The organism is Ruegeria sp. BI12 (assembly GCF_056537985.1).
Window position 1 is genome coordinate 1,266,257 of the sequence record NZ_JBQFSL010000001.1, and the last position, 21,749, is coordinate 1,288,005.

Genomic DNA, 21,749 nt, shown 5'->3' on the forward strand with positions numbered 1-21,749 from the left:
GAGCCGGAAGGACGGGGGCAACCATGCGTGTTCTGGCACGGGTCGAGACCGCATTACTGAACCAGACAGGGTATTTGTTTCAGTGGTCTCCGGTCTGTCTTGCTGTCGGAATAGGTCTGTATTTCAGTCTTCGGTTTGAACCGGGTTGGATGATCTATGCAGGCCTCGTGGTCGTGATCGCCATTTGCCTGGGAATGGCGCGTTGGCTTCCGTCCGGATGGGTCGCGTTGACGACAGGGGGGGCGCTGATCGCTGCCGGGTTCATCCTGGCGGGCGTGCGCGCCCATACGGTGGCAGAGCCGGTCCTGTCATGGCGTTACTATGGCCCGGTCGAGGGGCGGGTCGTAGCCATGGATCGCTCTGCGGCGGACGCGTTGCGGGTGACGCTGGATCAGGTGCGTATAGGGGACGTGCCGGGCGACCAGCGGCCGCAGCGCGTCCGGCTTTCCTTGCATGGCGGCGTACGGTCACTGTCGCCCGGCCAAAGGATAATGACCACCGCCCATCTGTCCCCCCCGCAAGGCCCGGTCGAACCGGGTGGGTTCGATTTCCGACGTCACGCGTGGTTTCAACGGTTGGGTGCCGTGGGGTACACTCGGGTCCCGGTTCTTATCGCCGCGCCCCCACAGGTTGATGGTGTCCGCATCACGGCGTGGCGGATGGCGATTTCCCAACATGTTCGGGCGATCTTGCCGGGTGAAATCGGCGGGTTCGCCGCCGCGGTCACAACCGGTGACCGCAGCGGCATGGGACAAGAGACCCTGAACGCACTGCGCGCATCCAACCTGGCACACCTGTTGGCGATTTCGGGTCTGCATATGGGTTTGCTGACCGGGTTTGTCTATCTGGTGTGCAGGCTGGTGTTCTCGACCATTCCTGCACTGGCCCTCAGGATCCCTGTGCGCAAACTGGCGGCTGTCTGCGCCATGGTCTCGGCCACGATCTACCTGTTGCTGTCCGGCGGGAATGTCGCCACTGAAAGGGCTTTCGTTATGGCCAGCGTTATGCTGTTGGCCATATTGATCGACAGGCGCGCGATTTCCCTGAGGGCAGTCGCGGTCGCTGCGCTTATCGTCCTTACCTTGCGTCCTGAATCTCTGTTAAGTCCAGGATTCCAAATGTCTTTTGCTGCAACAACAGCCCTTGTGGCAGTATTCGGAGCGTTGCGTGACTTTGGGCCTATGCCGGGGCCAAAGTGGCTTAAGCCTGTTGCGGGCTTGTTGATGTCCTCAGCCATTGCTGGGTTTGCAACCGCTCCAATCGGTGCAGCGCATTTCAACACAATGTCGCACTATGGCTTGCTGGCCAATATGCTTTCGGTTCCGGTCATGGGCACGATTGTCGTCCCTTCGGCCGTGGTTGCAGCTCTGTTGTCGCCAATCGGGCTTGAGGCGGTGCCGCTGGCAGCGATGGGGCTGGGGTTGGAGTGGATACTGATGGTTTCTCAAAAAGTGTCCGGGCTGGACGGCGCGCTAGGTTATGTCGTCAGCCCGCCGTTCTATGTCCTGCCGCTGATTGCGCTTGGCGGCTTGTGGCTTGCGCTGTGGCAAGGGCGGGCAAAATGGGTTTGCATGGCACCAATAGCCGCGGCGCTGATGTTGTGGGGGCAGGGAGACCGCCCCGATATTCTGGTTGCAGATAGTGGCGGACTTGTCGGCGTGATGACCGACCAGGGGCGGGCGTTAAGCAAGAAGAAGGGCAGCGGCTTTGTCGCGACCGTATGGCTAGAAAACGACGGCGACGGGGCGGATCAGCTGAAGGCGGCCAGTCGATGGCCGAATAACACCAACGGGATACTGCGGTATGACTGGCTAGGAAAAGAGGTGTTGCACATCACTGGCAAACGTGCGGCGCGAGGGATTAGTGACTGCAATGCTAATCAGATCGTAGTTAGTGCCGTGGCGCTGCAACTGCCCGGTGGCTGTGAAGTTTTTGATCCGAAACGATTGCTGTCTACCGGCAGCCTATCCCTGTCGGATGGCAAGATCACAACCACCAAAGAGGCGATGGGCGATAGGCTTTGGTCCCCGAACACTTCCGGGGACCGGAAATTTGAGAAGGCTCAGTAACTGCGGATCAGTCCAACCAGTCGACCCTGTACCTTGACCTTGTCTTCCGGCAGAACGCGGGTTTCATAGGCTGGGTTTGCAGCTTCAAGTGCGATGGCCTGACCGCGACGGAAGAACCGCTTCAGCGTGGCTTCCTGATCTTCAACCAGTGCAACTACAATATCGCCGTTGTCAGCTACCGAGGTTTCCCGGATCACTACAACGTCACCATCGTTGATCCCCGCATCAATCATCGAGTCGCCGCGCACTTCCAGTGCGTAATGTTCACCCTTGCCGGATACCATCGAACCGGGCACCGCGACGCGATGCGAGACATGGCTGATCGCCTCAATCGGGACGCCAGCAGCGATGCGGCCCATTACCGGCAGCTCCATCGCATCCACGGTCACAGGCTCAAAGTTTGCAGGCCGGGGGCCAGAGGGTTTGTCACCCTCGATCACACGCGGTTTGAAGGCAGCTGTGGGCTCGCCACCCAGGCTTTCCGGCAGTTTGACGATCTCGATGGCCCGGGCACGGTGCGCCAGACGCCGGATGAAACCGCGTTCTTCTAATGCCGTGATCAATCTGTGGATGCCAGATTTGGACCTCAGGTCCAGTGCGGCCTTCATCTCATCGAAACTGGGCGGAACACCGTCCGCCTGAACGCGTTTGTGGATGAATTCCAACAAATCCAACTGCTTCTTGGTCAGCATTGCTCACACCTCGTCGCTCATGCGTTTTCTTTTGTTCTACGCATGTTCACGTTTTGTGTCAACGGATTTGAGTAGCACCTAGATCGGGAGGTAGCGAACCTCATCTCCTGCAGGCCGGGCAGGGTCGTGCGGTGCGCGCACCAACAGGGCATTCGCCTGTGCCAGAACGCTGAGCAGTGAACTGTCCTGATCTGCACAGGCCCGGATGCCGGTCTCGTCCAGTATTGCCCGCATGTAGTGCTCACGCGGGCCGTTTTCTTTTATTGGCTCAGCAAGACGTGCGGTTCGTAATGGTGGCAGAACTTGTTCCGCTCCCAACATCCGACGCACCATCGGCAACAGGAAGAGATACCCGCAAACCATTGCACTGACGGGATTTCCAGGCAATCCGACCATCGCTGTTTGGCCCAGACGACCCGCCATCAGAGGTTTGCCAGGGCGCATTCGAATCTTGTAGAAGGACCGCTCCATCCCAAGCCCTGCGGAGACATCCGAGACAAGATCGTAATCCCCGACCGAAGCCCCCCCGATTGTGACAACAAGATCAGCGCCTTTCGCCAGGCCAAAAGCGGTTTCAAGCGATGAGACCGTATCGCGTGCGATAGGAAGGATCCGAACGTGTGCGCCAGCGTCCTCCAGCAGTGCTTTCAAGCCAAACGTATTGGATGCGATGATTTGATCTGGGCCAGGCGTTTCGCCCGGCATGACAAGCTCATCGCCGGTTGAGATCAGAGCCACGACAGGTTTTCGCGTCACAGGCACTGTCGCTAAGTTCATTGCCGCCAGCAATGCGACATCCTCTGCTCGCAACTGGCGCGGCGCCGATATCTTTGTTCCAGCACGGAAATCGACGCCTGCAGGTCGGATGTTCGTTTTTGGACCGGGCAGGTCCGTAATTGTAATCAGGTCGCCGCGACGCTCTGTATCTTCTTGAATAACAACGAAATCCGCGCCTTCCGGAACCGGGGCGCCGGTGAAGATGCGCACCGCCTGTCCAGCGCCGACGTGACCGGCGTAACGATTGCCAGCGGCCGACTCGCCGACGACTTTGAACATGGCGTGCAACTCGACTTCTGTCGATTTCAACGCGTACCCGTCCATCGAGGATGCCTCAAAAGGCGGCTGGTCGCGGGTCGCCTCGACATCTTGTGCAAGAACGCGACCTGCGGCGTTGGACAAAATGGCTGTCTCGACTGGCAAGGGCGAAACCAGATCAAACAGCAGCGCGCGAGCTTCTTCGACAGTGATCATTTCGCCTCGTAACGCCCTGACTTACCACCATCTTTCAGCAACACGCGGATGCCGCCGATTTCCATGGCCTTATCAACGGCTTTCGTCATGTCATAAACCGTCAACGCGGCGGTAGATACGGCTGTCAGCGCTTCCATCTCGACCCCAGTCTGGCCAGAGGTTTTGACTGTGGCTTCCACCAACACTCCAGGCAAGTCCGGATCCAGCGTCAGTTCCACCGCAACCTTTGTGACCGGAAGCGGATGACATAAGGGGATCAAGTCCGGTGTTTTCTTGGCGCCCATGATACCTGCAAGACGCGCCACGCCCAGAACATCCCCTTTTTTGGCGCGGCCTTCGGAAATCAGGTCAAAAGTGTCCTGCGCCATTTTGATGTGTCCAGCCGCCACGGCGACCCGGTCAGTGACCTCTTTTTCCGAGACATCGACCATATGGGCTTGTCCCTGCGCATCAAAATGGGTCAGCGGCATCACATGACTCCGGGGATCAAGGGGCTTGCCAGAAGGTGCCGGGTGGCTGCTGCCACGTCGTCCTGGCGCATCAGGCTTTCACCGATCAGGAAACTGCGGGCACCGTATCTTGCGATGTCGGCTAGATCTTCAGGCGTGCTCAGCCCGCTTTCGCAGATGATCGTGCGACCCGCAGGCACCAGCTTGGACAGGTGCCGGGTGGTATCAAGAGATGTCTCGAAAGTCTTGAGATTGCGGTTGTTTATTCCAATCAACGAGCTTGTCAAAAGGGCGGCACGTTCAAGTTCTTCCTGATCGTGAACTTCGATCAGAACATCCATGCCCCAATCGAATGCCGTCTGTTCAAGCTCGGCTGCTTGTGTGTCATCCACGGATGCCATGATGATTAGAATGCAGTCCGCACCCAAAGCACGCGCCTCGACCACCTGATAGGGGTCGTACATGAAATCCTTGCGCAATGCTGGAAGGGAGGTAGCAGCCCGTGCTTCCGTCAAATATTCCTTTGCACCCTGAAAACTGGGCGTGTCTGTCAGCACCGAGAGACATGCGGCTCCACCTTCTTCGTAGGCTTTAGCCAGCGCGGGCGGGTCGAAATCCGGGCGGATCAAACCTTTGGATGGGCTGGCTTTCTTGACCTCGGCTATCAGGCCGTACCCCCGACGCGCCGCCGCGCGAAGCGCGTCTGCAAAGCCGCGGACCTCGGGCGCACTGCGCGCCTCATTTTCCAGCGTTTCCAGCGACTTCTGAGTCTTGTCTGCCGCAACTTCCTCAAGTTTGTAGGCTTTGATCTTATCTAGAACCGTCTCGGTCATGCGGCCTCCTGCGTAATTCGGGCCAGGGCCGCGATTTTGTCTTTGGCTTGTCCGCTGTCGATGCTTTCCCGCGCCTTGGCGGCTCCGTCTTTCAGGTCATCGGCCGCGCCCGCAACCACAAGGGCTGCGGCAGAGTTTAACAGCACCGCGTCGCGGTAGGCCGAGGGCGCACCGTCCAGCAAGGCGCGGAACGCCACGGCGTTTTCCTCGGGCGTTCCGCCAATGATGTCTTCAAAGGGATGAACTGGCAGACCTGCGTCCTCGGGGTGCAGTTCAACCTCTTTCACGATGCCATCTTCCAGCGCGGCGACCCAACTTACACCGGTGATTGTTAGTTCGTCAGTTCCATCTGATCCGTGCACAAGCCAGGCGTGTTCGGCCCCCAAAAGACCCAGGGTTTCCGCCATCGGGCGGATCAAATCACGACTGAACGCGCCGGTCAGCTGACGTCGAACACCAGCGGGATTGGTCAATGGGCCCAGGATATTGAATATCGTACGCGTCCCCAGCTCTTGCCGGCTGGGCATGACATGGGCAATTGCCGGATGATGCATGGGGGCCATCATAAAGCCAATGCCGACCTCTTGCAGTGCTTTTTCAACGGTTTGTGGGCCAACCATAACGTTGATTCCCAATTGCCCCAGCGCATCTGCAGCGCCTGATTTGGAGCTCAGGTTTCGATTGCCGTGCTTAGCTACAGTAACGCCCGCACCAGCAACCACAAACGCCGTAGCGGTCGAAATGTTCAGCGTACCTTTGCCGTCGCCACCGGTGCCGACAATATCCATCGCGCCTCCCGGAGCTTTGACAGCATTGCATTTCGCGCGCATCACGGCGGCCGCGGCCGCATATTCGTCTACTGTTTCGCCGCGTGTACGCATTGCCATCAGCAACCCGCCGATTTGGCTGGGTGTGGCTTCGCCGTCAAACAGAATACCAAAGGCCTGTTCAGCCTCGGCACGCGTCAGGGGCCGATCGGCTGCGGCTCCGATCAGTGGTTTCAGAGCGTCGCTCATGCAGGAACTTTCATCTCGGACAGGAAATTCTTGAGCAGGGCATGGCCATGCTCGGAAGCGATAGATTCAGGGTGGAACTGGACGCCGTGGATTGGCAGTTCCTTGTGCTGCAGCCCCATGATTGTGCCGTCTTCCAGCTCTGCCGTGATCTCAAGCGTGTCGGGCAGGGTGTCACGATCCACAATCAGCGAGTGATAACGGGTTGCCTCAAACGGGGTGGGCAGGCCCGCGAAAACACCTTTCCCAGTGTGATGCATCATTCCCATCTTGCCATGAACGATTTCGTGGCAGCGGACAACGTTGCCTCCAAACACCTGTCCAATCGTCTGATGGCCAAGACAGACGCCCAACAGCGGCGTCTTCGTTTCAGCTGCCGCTTCAGTCAACGCCAGGCAAATCCCTGCCTGATCCGGGTCACATGGACCGGGGCTGAGAAGTATTCCCGCCGGGTTCATCGCCATGGCTTCTTGCACATCCAAGGCGTCATTCCGCCGAATGACCATTTCGGCGCCAAGTTCGCCTAAATAATGTACCAGGTTGTAAGTAAACGAGTCGTAGTTGTCGATCAGCAGCAGCATTTGGGCACTTGTCTCGGCTTGGGCATTTCGGACTGGCGATACAGCCCCTGGCCACGGTATAATGTCGGGACATACATGCTCAGGCTTGCGGGGCAGCGTCAAGAGGACATCCTGTTCATGGCGCAATCGCAGGCCAAAGGCGCGGTAAACGGCGTTAAGGCTATCGAAGCAGGATGAAGGCGAGAGGCAGTTAAGATGGGCGGATTTTTAGGCGGAATGATCGCAGGGGCGGTCGTTGTTGGTCTGCTTGGTGTGGTACTATCCCTGAACACCCCTTTGACCCGGAAACCGGTTGTAAACGCGGAGGCGCCCGAGCCCGCTCCGGCTGTGGTCCCTGAAGTTAGCGGAGACGAGACCGAAACAGTCGCAGATGCCGATCTTGTGACGGCCTCGCCGATTGCGTCCGACATATCCGGGGACCAAACCGACAACCTTGCCGGGTTGGAAGAAGTGGAAACTGTGCCGGACACCGAACCGACGATCAGTGAGGACGTCACGCAGGTCGAGGGTGTCGAAATACCTGATACGACTGAGATAGCCATTTCGAACGAGGCCCCGGTTGTGCCGCAGGCACCCTCGCAATTGCAGCCGCTGCCCAGCACCGAAGGCGAGCCGATCCTTTCAGAAACCGCTCCCGAGCCACCGGCGGTTATTGAAGAAGATACCGTGGCAGAAGCTGAGCCGCAGCCCGCACCTGAAATTCTGGAGGTGCTGCCCGAACCGGAAGTCGAACAAGCCCAACCCGAGGTTGCCGAGGTTGAGCCTGAAGTCGCTGAACCGCTGCCAGAGGTCACCGAAACGGAAGTTGAACCTGAACCCGCACCTGAACCTTTGCCCGAAATTGCAGCCGTGGAGCCGGAACCCGAGCCGAATCCTGAACCCGTTGCGATCGAAACGCAGGAGCCCGAGGTCGATCCGCTTGAAAACAACCCGATCGCTGTAGAAGGCGAGGAAGATCCGCAACTTCGTAAGCTGCCCCGGATTGCAGCAGTCCCGCAGATCGGCGGCGAAGAAACGGAACCCGCGGGTCTGACCGTTGGTAAGCGAGTTGTACCCCTGACCGAACGAGATGATGCGCCGGTCGACGAGGGCGACCAAGTGGCGGCACTTCTGCCCGGTAAACCAATTGACGCCTACGCCGCCAAGTTTGAAAACCCCGAATCCAAACCGCTAATGTCGATAATTCTGATCGATGATGAAGGCGCTTTTGGGGCCGAGGCGTTGAAGGATTTCCCATACCCACTGAGTTTTGCCGTCAGCCCGTCGGACCCCGAAGCGGCTGAAAAAATGGCCCGCCACCGTGATGCTGGTTTCGAGGTTCTGGCACTCGCCGATCTGCCCGAGGCAGCCAGCGCGCAGGATGCCGAGGTTTCGATGGCCGTGTGGCTGGATACCTTGCCAGAGACAGTCGGTATTCTGGAAGGCGTGGGAACCGGCATTCAGGGAAACCGCAAACTGGCCGATCAAGTGGCCGCCATTGCCGGTGATTCCGGGCGCGGTCTTATCACTCAGGATAATGGACTGAATACGGTGCAAAAGCTGGCTGCCCGCAACGGTATCCCGTCGGGTGTTATATTTCGGGACATCGACGGTGCACGCCAAGATCCCGCGATCATGCGACGGTTTTTGGATCAGGCTGCGTTTCGGGCTGGCCAGCAGGGAACCGTCGTCATGTTGGGACGTCTGCGCCCCGACACGATCTCGGCGCTGTTGCTTTGGGGACTGGAAGATCGCGGCGGTCGTGTCGCCATGGCCCCGATTTCAGCAGTCATGACGCAAGAAGCTCAATAAATCCGTAACGAAAAGCGGCTGACCGGGTAGGTCAGCCCAAATACATCAGGAGTTGCCGGAGCCGGTAAACCGAGCCGCGTCTGCAGCCGCACGCCGGATGGCATTCGATTTGTGGACGGTTTCCATGAACTCGGCCTCAGGGTCGCTGTCATACACAACGCCACCACCGGCCTGAATATAAAGCTTTTGGTCTTTGACGATGGCCGTGCGCAAGGCGATACACATATCCATGTCGCCGCCAGCACTGAAGTAACCCACGCCGCCGCCGTAAACACCGCGCTTTTCAGGCTCCAGCTCGTCGATGATCTCCATCGCGCGAACCTTTGGCGCGCCCGACACGGTGCCTGCAGGCATCCCGGCAAAGAAGGCATCCAGTGCGTCTTTGTCCTCGGCCAGTTCGCCAACTACGTTGGATACAATGTGCATCACGTGGCTATAGCGTTCGATTATGAACTCTTCGGTCGGTCGTACAGTGCCGATCTTTGCCACGCGCCCGGTGTCGTTTCGACCCAGGTCCAGCAACATCAGATGCTCTGCCAGTTCTTTCTTGTCGGCCAGCAGATCGACTTCGTTGGCCTTGTCCTCTTCGGGTGTGGCGCCGCGCGGTCGGGTACCAGCGATGGGGCGAATGGTTACTTCATCGCCAAAGACACGCACCAGAATCTCTGGGCTTGCGCCCACGACCTGAAAGCCGCCGAAGTTGAAATAGAACATGAAGGGCGATGGGTTGGTACGTCGCAGCGAACGATAAAGCGCGAAAGGTGGCTGCGGAAAATCCTGCGTCCAGCGCTGCGCTGGGACGACCTGAAATATGTCGCCCGCGCGGATGTATTCCTTGGCCTTTTCGACCGCTTCCATATAGCCGGATTTGGTGAAGTTCGACATGGGCGGCGCCACTTCGGACGCATCGCCAAGATCGCGTGTTTCGGCGGGCATGGCTCGGTCCAGATCGCGCACTGCGTCCATGACACGTTCTGCGGCCTGCGCGTACGCAGCTTTGGCCGATTGTCCTTCGCTGACCCACGCAGGCGATACGACAGTCACCTCGCCCTTGACGCCGTCCAACACCGCGATGACGGAAGGACGAAGCATGATGGCATCGGGCAAGCCAAGCGGATCAGGGTTCACGTCAGGCAGGTATTCCACCAGCCGCACCATGTCATATCCAAGATACCCGAACAGCCCAGCCGCCGCTTGGGGCAAGTCGTCCGGCAGGTCTATTTTGCTTTCCGCCAGCAGGGCCCGCAGGTTATCCATCGGGTTGCCAGGCTGAGACGAGAACGCCTCGGGGTCGAACCGGGCCGAACGGTTCAGCTCGGACGCCTCGCCATGGCAGCGCCAGATCAGGTCTGGCTTCATCCCGATTATCGAATACCGGCCACGAACCTCGCCACCGGTGACCGATTCCAGCATGAACGCGTCTTTCTGCGCGCCCGTTAGCTTGAGCATCAAGGATACCGGAGTGTCCAGATCGGCGGCCAAACGGGTATAGACAACTTGATTTTCGCCTGCCTCATAGGCGCGGGCGAAGCTGTCGAAGTCGGGGGTCAGCGCCATATTCAGTCTCTTTTAATAGCTCGCCTGAACCGCGTTCAGGGCCTGCTGATCAACGACGGGGCGGGCACGGACCTGCGCATCCCGAACAAATGCATCAAAGATGTTCTGGGCCAAAGCCTGATCCATCTGGGCGGCAAGCGCTTGTTGTACCTGACGCAGTTCATCTGTTTCGTCAGGCGGCAACAACTCGTCCAGACGCACAATAAATGCGGTGCCAGCACCGGGAATAACGCGCAGGTCGCCTTGTTCCATTTCAAAGACCTGAGTCATGAAGTCTGCAGGTACATCTTCCAAAAAGGCCGTGCGGGTCAGGGCGTTTTCGACGCGGAACGGCAATCCGGTGGCCGTAAAGTCACCATCGGCCTGCACCTGTTCCAGAACCGCATTTGCCTGTTCTTCCAATGCCGTGTTGGTTTCGGCTTGTGTCCAGGCGGCAACGACCCGATCGCGTGCGGTCTCTAGCGGTTCGGGCCGGGGTTCGAGAACCTCGTTCAGACGCAGAGCAAAGATCGAGCCGTCCTCAAGGAACGCGACCTCGGGGAAGTCTCCGTCCTGTACGGCTTCGGCCGCGCTGCGGAACCCGTCATAGGCCGCCACGCCTTCTCCGGTTTGCGCAGTCCAGTCGATCTGGCCCAGTTCCATCTCGGTTTCGGATACCAGTTCTTCCAATGTTGCACCGCCGGCCAGCAGGTCGTTGATATCTTCGGCCTGCGCCTCGATCTGGCGGCGGGCGCGATCGGCTGCCAATTCCTCGCGCAGGGCAGGGGCGGCATCTTCAAACGACGTACTGTTTTCGGCAAGCGAGCCATTGATGCGGAACAGTGCCGGTCCGAAGGTGGAAGGCAATGGGCCGACAACGGCATCCAAATCGGCCGCAAATACATCCTCGGCTGCCTCGCCCAGATCTTCACGGGTTACGTCGCCAAGGTCGATATCGCTAAGCTCCAGCTGGCGATCCCGAACCAGTTGCTCGAAGGTCTTACCGCCGACCTCAAGCTGGGCCATCGCGTTTTGGGCCTCTTCTTCATTCGGGAAAGTCAGACGCTCGACCAAGCGACGCTCGGGCTGTTGGAATTCCGCAGCGCGCTGTTCATATAGGCGTTGCACTGCGTCCTCGTCGACTTCTACGTCGTCCAGAAGCATTTCAGGCGACAGGATCGCATAAGTCAGCTTTTTGGTTCGCGGCAATGTGAACAGCTCGGTATTCTCATCGTAAAACGTTTGCACCTGCTCATCGGTCGGAGCGGGGATAGGCGCGGACAGGGCATCCGGTGCCAGGGTTGCAACAGTAAAGCTGCGGCGAGCGCCAACGTAATCGGTCAATACCTGCGTCAGGGTCTCAGGCATCTTCACACCGCTGACCACGGCGTTCTGCACGATGGTACGGGATGTTTCCTTGCGCAGATCCGATTCGAACTCGGTATCCGACATGCCGACCTGTTCCAGCTGGAATTGATACGCGTCACGGTCAAATGTGCCATTGACGCCCTGAAAGGCCGGGATCGCAACGATTTCTTCCTGCAGGTTTTCATCACCGATTGAGATGCCCAGCAAGCCGACTTCGTTATCCAGTGCCGCCAAAGCCGTCAGGCGCGACAATGCCAGACGGTCCAGACCGAATTCCATCGCTTGCGACATCTGCAAAGGTTGACCAGTCTGCTGTTCCACTGCGCGAATTTCGCGCTGCAGTTCACGGACATAGTCATCGACCGAGATATCCTCGTTTCCGACCTGTGCGACTGAGCGCACTGTTCCGGTCAAACTGGTTGCGCCAAACCCGGCAAGGCCGAGCATCAAAAGGCCCATGAGAATCCAGACAAAGGTCTTTGATAGGTTTTTCATGCCTGCGGCCATAGTGCCCTCTTTGTGCGTTTGTCGGCAGGTTACTGCCCTGTCGGTTGCGGCCCTGAATACGACGCGCACCGTCGGGGGGCAAGCTCAGAAGGACAGAGCCTGCAGACGTTCGAACAATTGCCCCAAACCGGCGCGGTCAAGATTGGCAAAAGCGATGCGAACCTGACGTTTTCCGGCCGGATCATTTTCAGGCATAAACATGGTACCGGGCAACAGCAGAATGCCTGCTTCGGGGACCAGCCGTCGTGCCAGTTCGTCCGATGGGATATCGAACGGATGTTCGAAATAGGCGAAATAGGCGCCCAGACCCAACAGACGCCAGCCCTTTTCGGTCAGGCGTGGCAAAAGCTCGGTTATCGCGGCGCGGCGGTCGAGGACCTCATCCCGTTCGCACGCAAGCCACTGAGACAGGTTTTGCATTCCCCAAAGGGCAGCATGTTGGCCTATCTGGCCAGGGCAAATTGCAACCGTGTCCAGAAATTTTTCAATTTCCGACAGAAGCTTAGCTTCGGTTGCAATCGCGCCGACACGGTGGCCGGTCAGCCGATACGCTTTGGAAAAGGAATAGAGGTGGATCAGGGTTGCGTCCCAATCGGGCTGCGTAAACAGATCATGCGGCGGGCCGCTGCGGCTGTCGAAATCCCTATAGGTTTCGTCAACGATCAATCGGATGCCTGCTTCCTGCGCAAGATCATAGAAACCCCGAACCAGAGGGGCAGGGTATTCTACACCTCCGGGATTGTTCGGTGTCACAAGAACAATGGCGCGGGTTTTGTCGGTGATCAGAGCACGGGCCGTGTTCGGATCGGGTAGCAGAGTGTCATCGGTCGGCAAATCCACCGTCCGAACCCCGGCCATGTCCAGCCACATCTTGTGATTAAAATACCAGGGCGTCGGAACAATCACTTCGTCATCCTGATCGGTGATCGCTGTGATTGCAGCGGCGAAGGCCTGATTGCAGCCTGAGGTGATTGCCACCTGCGCGCTGGACACTTGCGCGTCATAGTGCGTCCCGATCTGATCCGCGAGCTGTGATCGGAGGGCGGGGTTGCCCAGAACAGGCCCATAAAGATGGGCACTGTCTTGGGTCATGGCAAAATCGGCTATCGCCTCGCGCAGCGCCATCGGCGGCGGATCGACAGGGGCCGCCTGACTGACATTGATCAGGGGGCGGTCATCGGGGAACTCCGCCCCTTCCAACCATCGCCGCGCCTCCATAACAGGAGGTGCAAATGTCGCGGTGGTGCGGGACTGGGTCATTACGGTCCTGTCCTTTTTGTGAGGCTTAGCCTCGCGCTCTTTGGGAGGGAGGCTTTAGTCGGTGCCGCGATAGGGCTCGACATACTGCAGGGCCATATCCCACGGGAAGAAAATCCAGGTGTCCTGGCTGACCTCAGTTATGAACGTGTCCACCATGGGACGACCCTTGGGCTTGGCGTAAACCGTGGCGAAGTGTGCGTTGGGGTACATTGCGCGCACCAGCTCCAGTGTTTTGCCGCTGTCGACAAGGTCATCGATGATCAGAACGCCTGTGCCGTCGCCCATCAGCTCCGCGTCGGGGGCCTTGAGAACTTCGGCCTCTCCCTGATCCTGATGATGGTAAGAGCGGACGCTGATCGTATCGACCGTGCGAATATCCAGTTCGCGGCTGACGATCATCGCAGGAGCCATGCCGCCGCGGGTGATGGCCACAACTGCGCGCCATGCGCCACCATCGGGGCCTTGCCCGTCCAACCGCCAAGCCAGAGCGCGGGAATCACGATGAATCTGATCCCAGCTGATGTGAAACCCTTTTTCGTGGGGCAGACGATCCTTGGCGCTCATGATCCTTACCCCTTTTCGACGTCTGGTGCGTCGACGGCTTTCATGCCGACGATATGATAACCCGAGTCCACGTGCAGGTTTTCACCTGTCACGCCGCTGCTGAGGTCAGACAGCAAATACAGTGCCGATTTACCGACATCGTCGATGGTCACGTTGCGCCGCAGGGGCGAGTTATACTCGTTCCATTTCATGATATAGCGGAAGTCACCGATGCCGCTAGCAGCCAGCGTCTTGATCGGACCGGCCGAGATCGAATTGACGCGGATACCGTCCTTGCCCAGATCCTCGGCCAAATACTTGACCGATGCTTCCAGCGCGGCTTTGGCAACACCCATCACGTTATAATGGGGCATCACCTGTTCCGCGCCATAATAGGTAAGGGTGATTGCGCTGCCGCCTTCTCCCATCATTTTTTCCGCACGCTGCATCACGGCTGTGAAGGAGTAGACCGACACATCCATAGTCAGTTTGAAGTTCGCGCGAGAGGTGTCGACGTAACGGCCCCGCAGTTCGTTCTTGTCCGAGAAACCGATGGCGTGAACAACGAAGTCCAGCTTGCCCCATTTCTCCTCCAACGCGGTGAAAAGCGAGTCGATTGATTCCTCATCGCTGACGTCGCAGGGCAGGACAATCTCGCTGCCAAGTTGCGCCGCCAGCGGATCGACGCGCTTCTTAAGTGCGTCGCCCTGGTAGGAAAAAGCGAGCTCCGCTCCGGAATCGGACAAAGCGCGGGCTATTCCCCATGCGATTGATTTATCATTGGCCAGTCCCATGATGAGGCCGCGTTTGCCGGCCATCAACTGATTTGACATGTTAGGTTCTCCGCCTGTCCTTCGCATCATGTTGGGATGGTTTATGCCATTGGGTGCGCTGCATCAAGGCCGCGCGCTCTTGCCCGTGGCGGGTTCTCGCCCTAGGGTGGGCTTTAATAGTTTCCAGGGGATGGGAATGAGCGAACGTGACGGCATATTTGCCGGCACCGATCCGTTTGAAATAGCGGAACGGTGGCTGGCTGACGCCAGAGAGAGTGAACCGAACGATCCGAACGCGATTGCATTGGCAACCGTCGATTCGGACGGCATGCCGAATGTGCGCATGGTTCTGCTAAAAGAGATCGAACCGGCAGCTTTCGTTTTCTACACCAATTACGAAAGTGCCAAGGCAGCCGAGTTGGACAGCGCCGGGAAAGCTGCATTTGTAATGCATTGGAAATCTCTGCGGCGTCAAATCCGAGTTCGTGGTACAATCACCAAAGAAAGTGGGCCGCAAGCAGATGAATATTATGCGTCCCGCTCGCTGAAAAGCCGATTGGGGGCCTGGGCGTCCAAGCAGTCTCAGCCTCTCAGCAGCCGTTCGGCTCTGATGGCCGAAGTGGCGAAGGTGACGGCCAAATTTGGTCCGAATCCGCCACGTCCGCCGTTCTGGGGTGGCTATCGGCTGGTGCCAACCGAAATCGAATTTTGGGCTGATGGTGCCTTTCGGTTGCATGACAGGTTCCGGTGGCAGCGGGATCAAGTTGATTCCGACTGGCTGATACAGAGGTTGAATCCATGACGTTCGCGTATCGTGAAATGCAAGTTGCTGAAAGCAAAGTAATTTTTCAGCTTGAATTTGCGGACCATTCCCATACACATCGGACCCTTAACGAAATGAAATTTTTCGCGATGGGAACGCCGTGCCAGAAGATCTGAACAACATGTACCGCGTCCGTGGACACGTGAAATGGTTCGACCCTGCCAAGGGCTACGGATTCGTTGTGTCTGATGAGGGCGGTCCGGATATCTTGTTGCACGTCAATGTATTGCGGAACTTCGGCCAAAGCTCGGTCGCGGATGGCGCAGGCATAGAAATCATGACCCACCGCACGGACCGTGGCGTTCAGGCGGTTGAGGTCATCAGTGTTGATCCGCCCGCACGGGCGGACACCATGATGCTGGCCGATTTTGCCGAGCTTGATCCCGTTGAAATCGCCGCTGCTCCGCTTGAGGCTGCACGGGTTAAATGGTTCGACAAAGGCAAGGGCTTTGGCTTCGCGAATGTCTTTGGTCGTGGCGAAGACGTGTTCCTGCACATCGAAGTTCTGCGACGCTCTGGCCTGTCGGATCTGCAGCCCGGCGAGGCGCTTGCGATGCGCGTTATCAGTGGCAAGCGTGGACGTATGGCGGCTCAGGTCCTGGCCTGGGAAGCTGCTCTGGATGATTGAGTGATTCATGCCAAAGTTTTTTCCGGGTCTCTTAGCGGTTTTGTTGCTTTGGTCCGGAATGACCTGGGCGGCGTGCAAGCCTGATCAGATCGATATAAAAAACGACTCGGCGCAGATTCGGTTCAATATAGAACTAGCAATTTCCCCGCAGGAGCGGTCGCGTGGATTGATGTTCCGCGAGTCGCTGCCAAACCGTTCGGGGATGCTGTTCGTTTTTGATCCGCCGCAGCCTGTCGTGTTCTGGATGAAGAACACGCTGATTCCGTTAGATATCATTTTCCTCGATCGGGCGGGTACAGTGACGCATGTCCACCAAGGCGCGATTCCCGGTGATCTGACACCGATAGAAGGCGGCGATTCCGTCTTTGCGGTGCTCGAAATCAATGCGGGACTGGCGGCGCGCTACTCGATAAAACCCGGAACTGTCGTGCGGCATGAAATTTTTTCCCAAGGTCCTGCAATTTGGTCCTGTTAGGGCTTTTCAAATCGGATTGGCATCGTTAGGAAGGCGCACGGTCCGGGGCGTGGCGCAGTCTGGTAGCGCACCTGTTTTGGGTACAGGGGGTCGTAGGTTCGAATCCTGCCGCCCCGACCACTTCTTTCACTTATGCTGGTGAACCACCCAACGCTTGGTAAAGCGCGCCAAGCGCCTTATCCAGCGTTTCGCTTTCCACTGGAACTTTGACCGACGGGCCGCTTCTGCGTGGCACGTTGAAATACAGCTCGGCATCGACTCGGTAACCTGAGTTGTTCTTGGTCGTTGTCAGCCGCATCACGCTTTTGGGCAGGTCCTGAGGGTAACCGTCATAGTTGAGAATCAGAAACGCGGTTGTGTCCGGGGGGAGAAACTCGGTGCATTCGAAAACGCGATTTCCGGTGTTTTTAAAGTGTTCACCCGGACCATCGCAGCTGATCTCAAACGTATCGAACAGTCTTTTTGGAAAATTGTCGAATTGTGCGCTGCGGGCCGGAGGGGGCACATCTTGTGGTGTGCAGGCCACTATCAGGGCCAGAACCGGAATTAAACGTAACAACGACATCTGCCCTGTTCCTCTTTATCGACCGTGTTAGCCGTCTAGCGCGAAGCCGTCCGTCAAAATGATCGCATCGTGATTCTTTTCCACCCTATCCACCTTAACGTTAGATTATCAAATTCCGATAACTATGCCGGAGAACAGGGTTAATTACTCTGTGTGTTTTTAGATTCAGTGTAGAAGTTTGGTGGATGAACCTGTGGAGGAATCACGGCAGGGAATTCTGCGACAAGTTCTCAGAATCGGGTCAACACTAAAGATATCAAAAATGACTTAAAAATGGCGTTGACGATCTATGGTCTGATACGCCAAGTTGTATGGGCCGGAAGGGATGCCACTAAATCTGGTAGCAAAACCAGCATAGGGCACAGGGCGAGGGTCGGAAAGCACATCATAGTAACGTGCAACCGTTTGATCGGTTTTGCGCTGGTGAATGCAGCGGCCGGCCTATTGCGCCCGAAATTATACGGCATGGCGATCGGTCCACGTCTGAGGACCTGACGCTGAAGGACAAGTTGATTGAATCTAGGGCGGCGGACATGAAGATTGACAGGAAATTTACGAAACCGGGACAGGACGCTTACGCGGAACTGGACTTTGTCTCAGCTACGTCTGAGATCAGAAACCCGGATGGCACCATCGTTTTCCGCCTGGACAATATCGAAGTGCCGGCGCGTTGGAGCCAGGTTGCAAGCGACGTCATTGCGCAGAAGTATTTCCGCAAAGCGGGCGTCCCGTCCAAGCTGAAGAAAGTTAAAGAAAAAGACGTCCCCGAATTCCTGTGGCGCTCGGTCCCCGCCGATGGCGCAGAATTTGATGGCGAGACGTCTTCGAAGCAGGTTTTTGACCGCCTTGCAGGTGCCTGGGCTTATTGGGGTTGGAAAGGTGGCTATTTCTCGACCGAGGAAGACGCGCGCGCATACTTTGACGAAATGCGCTATATGTTGGCGACCCAACGTGCAGCGCCAAATAGCCCGCAGTGGTTCAACACCGGTCTGCACTGGGCTTATGGAATCGATGGTCCAGCGCAGGGTCACCACTATGTCGACTACAAAACCGGCAAGCTGACGAAATCGAAATCCGCTTACGAACATCCGCAGCCTCACGCATGCTTCATTCAGTCCGTTGATGATGATCTGGTGAACGAAGGCGGCATCATGGATCTTTGGGTGCGCGAGGCGCGCCTGTTCAAATACGGCTCGGGCACCGGGACCAACTTCAGCCATTTGCGCGCAGAAGGCGAAGCGCTGTCGGGTGGCGGCAAGTCCTCGGGCCTCATGGGCTTTCTCAAGATCGGCGACCGCGCCGCTGGCGCGATCAAATCAGGCGGAACAACCCGTCGAGCAGCAAAGATGGTAATCGTCGATGCAGATCACCCGGACATCGAGAAATTCATCGAATGGAAGGTGATCGAAGAGCAGAAGGTGGCCTCGATCGTTGCCGGATCGAAGATGCACGAGAAGATGCTGAACGGCATTTTCGAGGCCATCCGCTCATGGGACGGCGCGCAAGACGATGCGTATGATCCCAACAAGAATGACAGCCTGAAGAAAGCGGTTCGCGAAGCCAAAAAGGTCGCGATCCCTGAGACTTATATCAAGCGCGTGCTGGATTACGCCAAGCAGGGTCACGACAGCATCGAGTTCCCGACCTATGATACGGACTGGGATTCGGAAGCCTACAGCTCGGTCTCGGGCCAGAACTCGAACAACTCAATCCGCGTGACCAACGCTTTCCTGACCGCAGTTGAGAAAGACGCGGATTGGGAACTGATCAATCGCACCGATGGCAAGGTTTCCAAGACCGTCAAGGCGCGCGATCTGTGGGAAAAAGTCGGCCATGCGGCATGGGCCTGTGCTGATCCGGGTATCCAGTTTCATGACACCGTCAACGAATGGCACACATGCCCCGAAGACGGAGCCATCCGCGGCTCGAACCCTTGCTCGGAATACATGTTCCTCGATGACACGGCTTGTAACTTGGCGTCGATGAACCTGCTGACCTTCCTCAAGGATGGTGAATTCCAGGCGGCGGATTACATGCACGCTTCGCGTCTGTGGACACTGACGCTGGAAATCTCGGTGACAATGGCACAGTTCCCATCCAAGGAAATCGCGCAACTGTCTTATGATTTCCGTACCTTGGGTCTTGGATACGCCAACATCGGCGGCCTGCTGATGAACATGGGCTACAGCTATGACTCGGATGAGGGGCGTTCGATCTGTGGCGCGCTGACCGCGATAATGACCGGTGTGGCCTATGCCACCTCGGCGGAGATTGCCGGCGAGCTTGGGCCGTTCAAAGGGTATGAGCGTAACGCAGACCACATGCTGCGCGTCATCCGTAACCACCGCCGCGCATCGCAAGGAGTGACCGAGGGTTATGAAAAACTGGCGGTGAAGCCGGTGCCTTTGGACCATGGCAACTGCCCGGACAAGCGTCTGATCGATCTGGCCATGTCAGCTTGGGATGAGGCGCTGAGCCTCGGCGAGAAAAACGGCTACCGCAATGCGCAGGCGACCGTGATCGCGCCCACCGGCACCATCGGTCTGGTGATGGATTGTGACACCACCGGGATCGAGCCAGACTTTGCTCTGGTCAAGTTCAAGAAACTAGCCGGTGGCGGTTACTTCAAGATCATCAACCGCTCGGTGCCTTCTGCGCTGGAGAAGCTGGGCTATTCCTCGTCTCAGATCGAAGAGATCGTAGGTTACGCGGTCGGTCATGGCACCATCGGCAATGCGCCGGGGATCAACCACACGTCGCTGACCGGTCACGGCTTTGGCCCCAATGAACTGGCCAAGGTGGATGCTGCGCTGGAAAGCGCTTTTGATATCCGGTTCGTCTTCAACCAGTGGACACTGGGCGAGGATTTCTGCACTGGCGTGTTGGGCATCCCAGCGACCAAGCTGAATGACCCGACCTTCGACCTGCTGCGCCATCTGGGCTTTACCAAGGCAGATATCGACGCGGCGAACGACCACGTTTGCGGAACCATGACGCTGGAAGGCGCGCCGCACCTGAAGGAAGAGCACTATTCGATCTTCGATTGTGCCAACCCGTGCGGCAAAAAAGGCAAGCGTTTCCTTGGGGTTGATAGCCATATCACTATGATGGCCGCGGCGCAAAGCTTCATCTCGGGCGCGATCTCGAAGACGATCAACATGCCAAATGACGCGACCATCGAGGACTGCCAGAAGGCATACGAACTCAGCTGGTCTCTGGGTGTGAAGGCGAACGCGCTGTATCGTGATGGCTCGAAACTGTCGCAGCCTCTGGCGGCGGCGCTCGTCGAGGATGACGATGAAGCCGCTGAAGTGCTGGAAAGCGGATCGGCACAGGAGAAAGCTGTCGTTCTGGCCGAAAAGGTAATCGAGAAGGTTGTGGTCAAAGAGATGATCCGCAGCCATCGCGAGAAACTGCCGCATCGCCGCAAGGGTTATACCCAGAAGGCGATCGTGGGCGGGCACAAGGTTTATCTGCGAACGGGTGAGTTCGAAGACGGTAAACTCGGCGAGATTTTCATCGATATGCACAAGGAAGGCGCTGGCTTCCGGGCGATGATGAACAACTTTGCCATCGCCGTGTCGGTTGGCCTGCAATACGGCGTACCGCTGGAAGAGTTCGTGGATGCCTTCACCTTCACCAAATTCGAACCAGCAGGGATGGTGCAGGGCAACGACTCGATCAAGAACGCGACGTCGATCCTGGACTACATCTTCCGCGAACTGGCCGTGTCCTATCTGGACCGGACCGATCTGGCGCACGTGAAACCCGAAGGCGCAACCTTCGATGATTTGGGCCGCGGCGAAGAAGATGGTCTGTCGAATGTCTCGGAAATCAGCGAAAGTGCGGCCTCCAAGTCCTTGGAAGTACTGAAGCAAATCAGCTCGACCGGATATCTTCGCAAGCGTCTGCCGCAGGACCTGGTGGTTTTCAACGGCGGCCAACCCGAAGTGAACGGAATGGCTGAACCCGCCGCGCAGTTCGAAGCCCCGGTCGCGGAAACTGCCGTCGCCACGGGTATGGACGCGCGGACCAAAGCCAAGATGCAGGGGTACGAGGGTGATCCTTGCGGCGAATGCGGAAACTACACGCTGGTGCGCAACGGCACCTGCATGAAATGCAACACCTGCGGCGCGACCAGCGGGTGTAGCTAAGGCAAACGCCCCGGCAACCCGGGGTGCAGGGGTCGGGTAGCTGCCACAGGTACCGACCCCGACGAATACGGATCAAGGCGCTGAGACTTACCTTCGATGCCTTGGTCCACTCGGCCGACATGCCCGTGTTGGCCGGGAACAGGGTGGGGCGGAATATTTGCTCTTTCCCACTCTTTCACGGGACGGGTGCGCTCGTCCCATGCGCAGTCCAGGCCGCAGGCAAAAAAACACCGGGCGGTCAACGAAATGAGCCTGGAAGGCGAAACTGACAGGGGGCTTCGGCCCCCTTTCTTTTTTGCGCCTCGAGTCGTTGATTTAGGCAGGGCCTTGCCGGAACGGCGCAAACGCATCGGGCAAGAACCGCCGAAACTCGGATTGGACGTTTCGCCCAGCGGTTGATTGCGGACGCGACTCGGACAAACACGCGGAGAATGGCGC

The 21,749-nt window shown here is 57.8% G+C and carries 18 protein-coding genes and 1 tRNA gene; 7 read left to right on the forward strand and 12 right to left on the reverse strand.

Annotation, left to right across the window (positions count from 1 at the left end; genetic code table 11):
* The first annotated feature begins 23 nt into the window (after positions 1-23).
* On the forward strand, positions 24-2,069 hold the full coding sequence (locus ACR0AK_RS06530) for a ComEC/Rec2 family competence protein (protein ID WP_480792765.1): 2,046 nt from the start codon (positions 24-26) through the stop codon (positions 2,067-2,069).
* Here ACR0AK_RS06530 and lexA read toward each other — a convergent pair.
* The 6 genes from lexA to ACR0AK_RS06560 all read right to left on the reverse strand — a co-directional run bounded on the left by lexA (position 2,063) and on the right by ACR0AK_RS06560 (position 6,888).
* Complete coding sequence (lexA, locus tag ACR0AK_RS06535; RefSeq protein WP_170557122.1) at positions 2,063-2,761, reverse strand: transcriptional repressor LexA; 699 nt, start codon at positions 2,759-2,761, stop codon at positions 2,063-2,065. The two genes, ACR0AK_RS06530 and lexA, sit on opposite strands and share 7 nt — an antisense overlap.
* Before the next feature lie 78 nt (positions 2,762-2,839).
* The gene (locus ACR0AK_RS06540) at positions 2,840-4,012 is read right to left on the reverse strand and encodes a molybdopterin molybdotransferase MoeA (protein ID WP_480792766.1); all 1,173 of its coding nucleotides are present in this window, start codon (positions 4,010-4,012) and stop codon (positions 2,840-2,842) included.
* Entirely contained in the window at positions 4,009-4,482 is a 474-nt protein-coding gene (gene moaC, locus ACR0AK_RS06545; protein ID WP_170557126.1) for a cyclic pyranopterin monophosphate synthase MoaC, read from the reverse strand. The genes ACR0AK_RS06540 and moaC overlap by 4 nt, the downstream gene beginning before the upstream one ends.
* A complete protein-coding gene (gene trpC, locus ACR0AK_RS06550) occupies positions 4,482-5,294 on the reverse strand; it encodes an indole-3-glycerol phosphate synthase TrpC (RefSeq protein WP_480792767.1) in 813 nt (270 codons plus the stop codon). Before trpC ends, moaC begins: the two co-directional genes overlap by 1 nt.
* Complete coding sequence (gene trpD, locus ACR0AK_RS06555) at positions 5,291-6,310, reverse strand: anthranilate phosphoribosyltransferase (RefSeq protein ID WP_480792768.1); 1,020 nt, start codon at positions 6,308-6,310, stop codon at positions 5,291-5,293. Before trpD ends, trpC begins: the two co-directional genes overlap by 4 nt.
* Positions 6,307-6,888 (reverse strand): anthranilate synthase component II, encoded by a 582-nt coding sequence (locus ACR0AK_RS06560; RefSeq protein WP_170557132.1) that lies wholly within the window; start codon positions 6,886-6,888, stop codon positions 6,307-6,309. Before ACR0AK_RS06560 ends, trpD begins: the two co-directional genes overlap by 4 nt.
* Before the next feature lie 195 nt (positions 6,889-7,083).
* Here ACR0AK_RS06560 and ACR0AK_RS06565 point away from each other — a divergent pair, with 195 nt between their 5' ends.
* Positions 7,084-8,679 (forward strand): divergent polysaccharide deacetylase family protein, encoded by a 1,596-nt coding sequence (locus ACR0AK_RS06565; RefSeq protein WP_480792769.1) that lies wholly within the window; start codon positions 7,084-7,086, stop codon positions 8,677-8,679.
* 45 nt (positions 8,680-8,724) lie between these two features.
* On the opposite strand, the gene trpE is transcribed toward ACR0AK_RS06565, so the two are convergent.
* The 5 genes from trpE to fabI all read right to left on the reverse strand — a co-directional run bounded on the left by trpE (position 8,725) and on the right by fabI (position 14,726).
* Positions 8,725-10,236 (reverse strand): anthranilate synthase component I, encoded by a 1,512-nt coding sequence (gene trpE / locus ACR0AK_RS06570; RefSeq protein ID WP_480792770.1) that lies wholly within the window; start codon positions 10,234-10,236, stop codon positions 8,725-8,727.
* A 12-nt stretch (positions 10,237-10,248) separates the two neighbouring features.
* The gene (locus tag ACR0AK_RS06575; RefSeq protein ID WP_480792771.1) at positions 10,249-12,090 is read right to left on the reverse strand and encodes a peptidyl-prolyl cis-trans isomerase; all 1,842 of its coding nucleotides are present in this window, start codon (positions 12,088-12,090) and stop codon (positions 10,249-10,251) included.
* 84 nt (positions 12,091-12,174) lie between these two features.
* Positions 12,175-13,350 carry an aminotransferase gene (locus ACR0AK_RS06580; protein ID WP_480792772.1) on the reverse strand — a complete coding sequence of 392 codons (1,176 nt, stop codon included), beginning with the start codon at positions 13,348-13,350 and terminating at the stop codon, positions 12,175-12,177.
* Between the two features lie 54 nt (positions 13,351-13,404).
* Positions 13,405-13,914: a xanthine phosphoribosyltransferase gene (gene gpt / locus ACR0AK_RS06585; protein ID WP_480792773.1), complete on the reverse strand. Its 510-nt coding sequence runs from the start codon at positions 13,912-13,914 to the stop codon at positions 13,405-13,407.
* Between the two features lie 5 nt (positions 13,915-13,919).
* A complete protein-coding gene (fabI, locus tag ACR0AK_RS06590) occupies positions 13,920-14,726 on the reverse strand; it encodes an enoyl-ACP reductase FabI (RefSeq protein WP_480792774.1) in 807 nt (268 codons plus the stop codon).
* A 136-nt stretch (positions 14,727-14,862) separates the two neighbouring features.
* On the opposite strand from fabI, the gene pdxH reads away from it, so the two are divergent.
* The 4 genes from pdxH to ACR0AK_RS06610 all read left to right on the forward strand — a co-directional run bounded on the left by pdxH (position 14,863) and on the right by ACR0AK_RS06610 (position 16,712).
* A complete protein-coding gene (gene pdxH, locus ACR0AK_RS06595; RefSeq protein ID WP_480792775.1) occupies positions 14,863-15,468 on the forward strand; it encodes a pyridoxamine 5'-phosphate oxidase in 606 nt (201 codons plus the stop codon).
* A gap of 142 nt (positions 15,469-15,610) precedes the next feature.
* Entirely contained in the window at positions 15,611-16,117 is a 507-nt protein-coding gene (locus tag ACR0AK_RS06600) for a cold-shock protein (protein ID WP_480792776.1), read from the forward strand.
* Positions 16,118-16,175: 58 nt separating this feature from the next.
* Positions 16,176-16,592 carry a DUF192 domain-containing protein gene (locus ACR0AK_RS06605; protein WP_254452915.1) on the forward strand — a complete coding sequence of 139 codons (417 nt, stop codon included), beginning with the start codon at positions 16,176-16,178 and terminating at the stop codon, positions 16,590-16,592.
* Between the two features lie 43 nt (positions 16,593-16,635).
* A tRNA-Pro gene (locus ACR0AK_RS06610) sits at positions 16,636-16,712 on the forward strand.
* Positions 16,713-16,722: 10 nt separating this feature from the next.
* On the opposite strand, the gene ACR0AK_RS06615 is transcribed toward ACR0AK_RS06610, so the two are convergent.
* On the reverse strand, positions 16,723-17,157 hold the full coding sequence (locus tag ACR0AK_RS06615) for a hypothetical protein (protein WP_170557150.1): 435 nt from the start codon (positions 17,155-17,157) through the stop codon (positions 16,723-16,725).
* 533 nt (positions 17,158-17,690) lie between these two features.
* Between ACR0AK_RS06615 and ACR0AK_RS06620 the strand changes: the two genes are divergently transcribed.
* On the forward strand, positions 17,691-21,311 hold the full coding sequence (locus tag ACR0AK_RS06620; RefSeq protein WP_480792777.1) for a vitamin B12-dependent ribonucleotide reductase: 3,621 nt from the start codon (positions 17,691-17,693) through the stop codon (positions 21,309-21,311).
* The last annotated feature ends 438 nt before the right edge of the window (positions 21,312-21,749 follow it).

Bases quoted from the DNA above. Each gene is read 5' to 3' on its own strand.
- trpE (WP_480792770.1), bottom strand. From the start codon at position 10,236: ATGGCGCTGACCCCCGACTTCGACAGCTTCGCCCGCGCCTATGAGGCA.
- ACR0AK_RS06600 (WP_480792776.1), top strand. From the start codon at position 15,611: ATGTACCGCGTCCGTGGACACGTGAAATGGTTCGACCCTGCCAAGGGC.
- ACR0AK_RS06540 (WP_480792766.1), bottom strand. From the start codon at position 4,012: ATGATCACTGTCGAAGAAGCTCGCGCGCTGCTGTTTGATCTGGTTTCG.
- ACR0AK_RS06530 (WP_480792765.1), top strand. From the start codon at position 24: ATGCGTGTTCTGGCACGGGTCGAGACCGCATTACTGAACCAGACAGGG.
- ACR0AK_RS06565 (WP_480792769.1), top strand. From the start codon at position 7,084: ATGGGCGGATTTTTAGGCGGAATGATCGCAGGGGCGGTCGTTGTTGGT.
- ACR0AK_RS06620 (WP_480792777.1), top strand. From the start codon at position 17,691: ATGAAGATTGACAGGAAATTTACGAAACCGGGACAGGACGCTTACGCG.
- gpt (WP_480792773.1), bottom strand. From the start codon at position 13,914: ATGAGCGCCAAGGATCGTCTGCCCCACGAAAAAGGGTTTCACATCAGC.
- moaC (WP_170557126.1), bottom strand. From the start codon at position 4,482: ATGCCGCTGACCCATTTTGATGCGCAGGGACAAGCCCATATGGTCGAT.
- trpC (WP_480792767.1), bottom strand. From the start codon at position 5,294: ATGACCGAGACGGTTCTAGATAAGATCAAAGCCTACAAACTTGAGGAA.
- lexA (WP_170557122.1), bottom strand. From the start codon at position 2,761: ATGCTGACCAAGAAGCAGTTGGATTTGTTGGAATTCATCCACAAACGC.
- ACR0AK_RS06605 (WP_254452915.1), top strand. From the start codon at position 16,176: ATGACCTGGGCGGCGTGCAAGCCTGATCAGATCGATATAAAAAACGAC.
- trpD (WP_480792768.1), bottom strand. From the start codon at position 6,310: ATGAGCGACGCTCTGAAACCACTGATCGGAGCCGCAGCCGATCGGCCC.
- ACR0AK_RS06575 (WP_480792771.1), bottom strand. From the start codon at position 12,090: ATGGCCGCAGGCATGAAAAACCTATCAAAGACCTTTGTCTGGATTCTC.
- pdxH (WP_480792775.1), top strand. From the start codon at position 14,863: ATGAGCGAACGTGACGGCATATTTGCCGGCACCGATCCGTTTGAAATA.
- ACR0AK_RS06615 (WP_170557150.1), bottom strand. From the start codon at position 17,157: ATGTCGTTGTTACGTTTAATTCCGGTTCTGGCCCTGATAGTGGCCTGC.
- ACR0AK_RS06580 (WP_480792772.1), bottom strand. From the start codon at position 13,350: ATGACCCAGTCCCGCACCACCGCGACATTTGCACCTCCTGTTATGGAG.
- ACR0AK_RS06560 (WP_170557132.1), bottom strand. From the start codon at position 6,888: ATGCTGCTGCTGATCGACAACTACGACTCGTTTACTTACAACCTGGTA.
- fabI (WP_480792774.1), bottom strand. From the start codon at position 14,726: ATGTCAAATCAGTTGATGGCCGGCAAACGCGGCCTCATCATGGGACTG.